General features: G+C 38.2%; 6 protein-coding genes and 1 pseudogene. 2 read left to right on the forward strand and 5 right to left on the reverse strand.

Going from position 1 to position 5,495, the window contains the following annotated elements:
* The 3 genes and pseudogenes from ACLTU0_RS10390 to ACLTU0_RS10400 form a co-directional block, all read right to left on the reverse strand.
* Positions 1-287: pseudogene (locus ACLTU0_RS10390) on the reverse strand (tyrosine--tRNA ligase); the annotation flags it as partial.
* Between the two features lie 90 nt (positions 288-377).
* Positions 378-563: a YlzJ-like family protein gene (locus tag ACLTU0_RS10395; RefSeq protein WP_022228839.1), complete on the reverse strand. Its 186-nt coding sequence runs from the start codon at positions 561-563 to the stop codon at positions 378-380.
* On the reverse strand, positions 560-1,228 hold the full coding sequence (locus tag ACLTU0_RS10400) for a ClpP family protease (RefSeq protein WP_308456180.1): 669 nt from the start codon (positions 1,226-1,228) through the stop codon (positions 560-562). Before ACLTU0_RS10400 ends, ACLTU0_RS10395 begins: the two co-directional genes overlap by 4 nt.
* A 189-nt stretch (positions 1,229-1,417) precedes the next feature.
* Between ACLTU0_RS10400 and metA the strand changes: the two genes are divergently transcribed.
* A complete protein-coding gene (metA, locus tag ACLTU0_RS10405) occupies positions 1,418-2,335 on the forward strand; it encodes a homoserine O-acetyltransferase MetA (RefSeq protein WP_022228841.1) in 918 nt (305 codons plus the stop codon).
* A gap of 45 nt (positions 2,336-2,380) precedes the next feature.
* Here the strand turns inward: metA and ACLTU0_RS10410 are convergent, their stop codons facing one another.
* Positions 2,381-3,694: a YARHG domain-containing protein gene (locus ACLTU0_RS10410; RefSeq protein ID WP_412322374.1), complete on the reverse strand. Its 1,314-nt coding sequence runs from the start codon at positions 3,692-3,694 to the stop codon at positions 2,381-2,383.
* 219 nt (positions 3,695-3,913) lie between these two features.
* Here ACLTU0_RS10410 and sigK point away from each other — a divergent pair, with 219 nt between their 5' ends.
* The gene (sigK, locus tag ACLTU0_RS10415) at positions 3,914-4,603 is read left to right on the forward strand and encodes an RNA polymerase sporulation sigma factor SigK (RefSeq protein WP_022228843.1); all 690 of its coding nucleotides are present in this window, start codon (positions 3,914-3,916) and stop codon (positions 4,601-4,603) included.
* Positions 4,604-4,684: 81 nt separating this feature from the next.
* Here sigK and ACLTU0_RS10420 read toward each other — a convergent pair.
* The coding region (locus ACLTU0_RS10420; RefSeq protein WP_412322375.1) for a 6-phosphofructokinase at positions 4,685-5,495 on the reverse strand (811 nt) is incomplete at its 5' end.

Consider the following 5,495-nt stretch of genomic DNA (forward strand, 5'->3'; position numbering starts at 1 on the left):
ATTATTTCCTTTGTCATCATCTGACGCATATCGGTTCTTCCCGACGGGTCACCGATATGACCTGTACCGCCGCCGACAAGGGCAATCGGTCTGTGTCCGTAATTCTGCATATGTCGCATTACGACCATCTGCAAAAAGTGTCCTACATGAAGGCTGTCTGCTGTTGGGTCAAAGCCAATATAGAACGTAACTTTTTCCTTTCCTAATAATTCTCGTATCTCTTGTTCGTGTGTTGTCTGGGCAATAAGTCCACGCTCCAGCAAAACGTCATATACATTATCTTGCATATTCTTTTCCTCCTTCATTAGTGTATTGCCACGAGTACGGCAATCTGTTACATTATACACCATAAGACAAAGTTTTGCAAGATTTTTTTTCTAAATATTGTTTGAACCGAGTAAATTATGATATTTCAGATAATCCTGAGGATTTGTGCTTATAATTCTCTCCACGCGTCCGTCTGTCAATTCAAGTGTCACGTTGTTATACATTTTTAGATGTCTTTGTCTTATTTGAGTATTGTCGAAAAACACAACATCTGTCGGCACTATTGAATAAATCATTTTTTATTTTCTCTCTCCTTTTCTATCAGCTCATACATTTTTTCAAGTGCGTCTTTAAGTCCGCCCATTTCATTTATAAGTCCGTATTCAACCGCCTTTTTTGCAAATAATATACTCCCCACGTCGTTTGCTATTTCATCAGTCGTGAGCATTAACTGTTTAAATTTGTCGTATGATATATTTGAATTTGAAACAACAAAATCAATTATTCTGTCCTGCATATTCTGAAAATATTGAAATGTCTGCATAACGCCGATTACAACGCCGTTCATTCTGAGCGGATGCACTGTCATAGTTGCGGTCGGTGCAATGAACGAATAATCCGTCGCAACCGCAAGCGGTACACCTATACTGTGTCCGCCGCCCAAAACAAGCGAAACGGTAGGTTTGCTCATTCCGGCTATCATTTCAGCTATTGCCAATCCTGCCTCAACGTCACCGCCTACCGTATTTAAAAGCACCATAAGTCCGTCAATTTCCGGATTTTCCTCAATCGCTATAAGCTGCGGCAGAACGTGTTCGTATTTCGTTGTCTTGTTCTGCGGCGGCAATACCATATGTCCCTCAACCTGACCGATTATATTCAGACAATGTATATTACCTCTCGGATTTTTTGTTTCAACACTTCCCAAATCCTCAATATTCCGTCGTTCCTGTTCCGCTATATTGCTTTCTGTATCTGTATCATTTATCACTGTACACACCTCCGTACTATACTTATTATAATGCTTTTGGGTATAATTTATACATATTGCAAATTTTCTGTTATATTATAATTAATGATAATCTATTGTAATATATACTGTTTTGTGTTATAATAAACGTTAGTATATTAAGCAAGGGAGTGGATATATATGCCTATAAAGATACCGGACAAACTTCCGGCAACAGCACAGCTCAGAAAAGAAAATATTTTTGTTATGAGTGAAAAAAAGGCTATGCACCAAGATATTCGTCCGCTTAAAATTGTAATAGTGAACTTGATGCCGACTAAAATAGCTACCGAAACACAGCTTTTAAGACTGCTTTCAAATTCACCGTTGCAAATTGAAATAGATTTTCTGCAAATGGATACACACGAATCAAAAAACACACCGTCAGAACATTTGGCAACATTTTATACAACCTTTGATGAAATAAAAGATTCAAAATATGACGGAATGATTATAACAGGTGCGCCTGTTGAAAACCTTGAATATGAAGATGTTGATTATTGGGGCGAGCTTACACGCATAATGGATTGGTCCAAAACTCACGTCACTTCAACATTGCACATATGTTGGGCGGCACTTGCCGGTCTTTACTATCATTACGGTGTGCCGAAGCATCCGTTAAAAGAAAAATGTTCGGGGGTTTTCAAGCACAAGGTGAACAGACGCACGGCAAAGCTTGTACGAGGTTTTGACAATGAATTTTACGCACCGCATTCACGTTTTCAGGAAGTGCGTGCAGAGGATATAAAAAAGGTTAAAGAGCTTGAAATTCTTTGTGATTCAAAAGAGGCGGGCGTGTATATCGTATTTACAAAAGGCGGCAGACGTATTTTTGTAACAGGTCACGCAGAATACGACGCAACAACGTTGCGTGATGAATATTTCAGAGATTTGGACAAAGGTAAAAATCCGATAATACCAAAACACTATTTTCCTAATGACGATCCTACAAAAAAACCGATCGTCCGTTGGCGTTCCCACGCTAATTTGTTATTCTCAAATTGGCTCAATTACTTTGTATATCAAATCACACCTTATGATATTGACAGCATAAACTAAAAAGTCTGACCCTGTGGGTCAGACTTTTTAGTTTATTGATATTATTTAATTTCTTTCAGCATTTAATATAAATTGTACATTCTTAACTTCTATCGAATTAAGATTACTGTCATCATCACTGTAATTATAATTCGGATTAATTGAATACCAAGACTTACTGCTGAAATATTTGCTGTATTCTTCCGTTTGGAATTTACGTCCGTGACGGGCATATATTTCGTTTCTCGCAAGTGCAAGGTCGTGCTTTGACATTCCCTTAATATCATCATTTGTAAGAAGTTTTGTACCCGAATTTGCAAGTATATAGTCACCTGCATAATTCGTTATACTCGTAATTTCATATACAGTATTTCCGTTATACGTTTCCGACGTCGGTACAGCCGTTATCGTGTAAGGCTTGCCGTTTATCTGTTCCGTTGTACTACCGGCTGAAACAGTTGCGTAATATTTAACATTATTAGTTACAAATGTCATTAAATGTTTTCCGGCATTTGAGTCATATATAACTTCACCGCCTGTACTTAGCTGTGAAGAAATGTTTGAAGATGAAACTCCGCTGTTTTGTGCAGATGATGTATTTGACGATGAGCCTGTACCGCTTGAACTTGATGTACTTGATGATGAACCGCTTGAACCTTTTCCTTTAGATGATGTACTTGATGAACCTTTTGAAGTATTACTCTTAGATGTTGTGCCGCTTGACGATGTACTTCCGCTCCTTGAGGCTGATGTACCGCTGCCTGTATTACCTGTTGCAGACCACGATTGGCTGTTTGATGATGTACTGTTTTCATCTCTCGGAGATGTTTCCATTGACAACTCAGGCGTCTGTACAGGTTCTTCACTTACCGCAGGTGTTGCAATTACACTCGGTGTTGACACAACTGCAACTGACGGTGCAGGTGTTTCCTCTATTTTGTTTCCGCCGTTGACGTTAGACACAAGATAATACACACCTATTCCGGCAGCAGCAACTGCAAGAGCACAAATTGCACCGATAAGCACAATACGATTACGTCTTTGTTTTTTTCTTTTTTCATTACGGCGACGTTCGATTTCAGACAACTGTTGTTTCTTATCCTCCATCATTTTCTTTACCTGTTCACGACGTCTTCTTTCATTATCATCATAGATTTCATCACCTTCTGAATTTTCTTGTTCTTCAGAATTATCATTTTGTTCATCACCCAAATTTTCATTCAACTCGGCTTGATGTTCCTGATACGCATTTTCTATTTCATCTGTATTAATTACTTTTGTTTCTTCTGCCGCACTTGCATCTTCATTAACTTTTGTACCGCAAAATTCACATTCTTGAGCATCATCCGGTATCTGAGCTCCACATACTTTACATAGCATATATTCTACCCTCCGATTTCAATATTTCATACCTATTCAATTATCATTATATTATGTTCCTCATTTCAAGTCAATATCGTATTGTTTACAATAAAAAGACATTTTACGTCAACCATTTTAATTTTACCCAATTTTCCGAATTTTAACAAAAATAAGGACATCAATTTAGCTATTTGTACGATATGTTAAGCATATTATGTGTAAAGGAGGTTATGAGATATGTTTCTTGGCGGTTTATTTTTTGAATGGATACAGACTGTTTTAATACTTGCCGGATACGTTTCGGGTAATGCGACATTTCCAAAGCCATTAAACAAAAGTGAAGAAAAGAAATATCTTGACTTGTATGCAAAAGGTGATGAAAGTGCAAAAAATGTACTTATCGAACACAATCTCAGACTTGTTGCACACATTGCAAAAAAGTATGCTGACGAAAAAAATCTTGAGGACCTTATATCTATCGGCACAATCGGTCTTATCAAAGGAATAAACACATTCAATCCTGAAAAAAATTCACGTCTGTCTACATATATTTCACGTTGTATTGAGAATGAAGTGCTTATGGTTATGCGTTCGTCAAAGAAACTTCAAAATGAAATTTCCATTGATGAAAGTATCGGCACAGACCGTGAGGGCAACAATATGACTTTTTCGGATATACTGACTTGCGATTCAACAGATATTGCCGACCTCATTTCCGGCAAACTTGAAGCTCAAAAACTGTACAACGCAATGAAAAAAATATTAGCCCCAACCGAAATAAATATTCTCTGTTGGCGATACGGACTCGGTAATCAGCCGAAAAAAACGCAAAAAGAAATTGCCGATATACTCGGCATAAGCCGCAGTTACGTCAGCAGAATAGAGAAAAAATGTCTTGAACGTCTTTTAGACGAATTAAAAGAATAAGGCTCTCCACAATCACGGAGAGCCTTATATATGGGTTCATTTTTCCAAAATCCTAACTGACTTTTTGACATCTGCAAAATTTTAGTCACCAAATGATATGCCTATTTCCTTTGCCGCCTCGATAATATCGCTGTCAACAGGGACTTTTTTAAGTTTTCCGGCCACCTCGCCAAGCGGTACAGGAACAATTTTTTCATTCTGCAATGCAACCATAAAGCCGTACTGTTCGTTCTTTATGAGTCTTGCGGCAGCCGCACCGAAACGTGTGCAAAGAAATCTGTCATATGCACAAGGGCTTCCGCCTCTTTGGAAGTGTCCCGGAACAGTTACTCTGATTTCGTGACCCGTAACTTCCTCAAGTTCCTTTGCAATCTTATAAGAGATTGACGGATAAGGCATTGACGCACGAAGTGCTTTTAGCTCTTTCTTCTTCATCTTTGCCTCTTCTTTTGAAATTGCACCCTCTGCAACGGCAAGAATTGAAAATCTCTTTCCGGCTTGTTCTCTCTTTTCGATAACTTTGGCAATTTCGTTAATATCATAAGGAATTTCAGGCAACAGAATTATATCCGCACCGCCTGCGATACCTGCATACAAATTAAGCCAACCTACTTTATGTCCCATTACCTCAACAATAAAAATACGTCCGTGAGAAGTAGCTGTTGTATGAATACAGTCTATCACTTCCGTTGCAATATCAACGGCACTTTGAAAACCGAAAGTCATTTCCGTACCCCAAACGTCATTGTCAATCGTCTTTGGCATTGTAACCACATTAAGACCTTCTTCAGAAAGTAAATTAGCCGTTTTATGTGTACCGTTACCGCCTAAGATAACAAGACAGTCAAGCCCCATTTTCTTATAATTATCTTTCATTGCCGCAACTTTATCA

Origin of the sequence: Hominilimicola sp. (genome assembly GCF_046972485.1) — a bacterium.
GTDB lineage: Bacteria > Bacillota > Clostridia > UBA1381 > UBA1381 > Hominilimicola > Hominilimicola fabiformis.

Bases quoted from the DNA above. Each gene is read 5' to 3' on its own strand.
- ACLTU0_RS10395 (WP_022228839.1), bottom strand. From the start codon at position 563: ATGATTTATTCAATAGTGCCGACAGATGTTGTGTTTTTCGACAATACT.
- metA (WP_022228841.1), top strand. From the start codon at position 1,418: ATGCCTATAAAGATACCGGACAAACTTCCGGCAACAGCACAGCTCAGA.
- ACLTU0_RS10410 (WP_412322374.1), bottom strand. From the start codon at position 3,694: ATGCTATGTAAAGTATGTGGAGCTCAGATACCGGATGATGCTCAAGAA.
- sigK (WP_022228843.1), top strand. From the start codon at position 3,914: ATGTTTCTTGGCGGTTTATTTTTTGAATGGATACAGACTGTTTTAATA.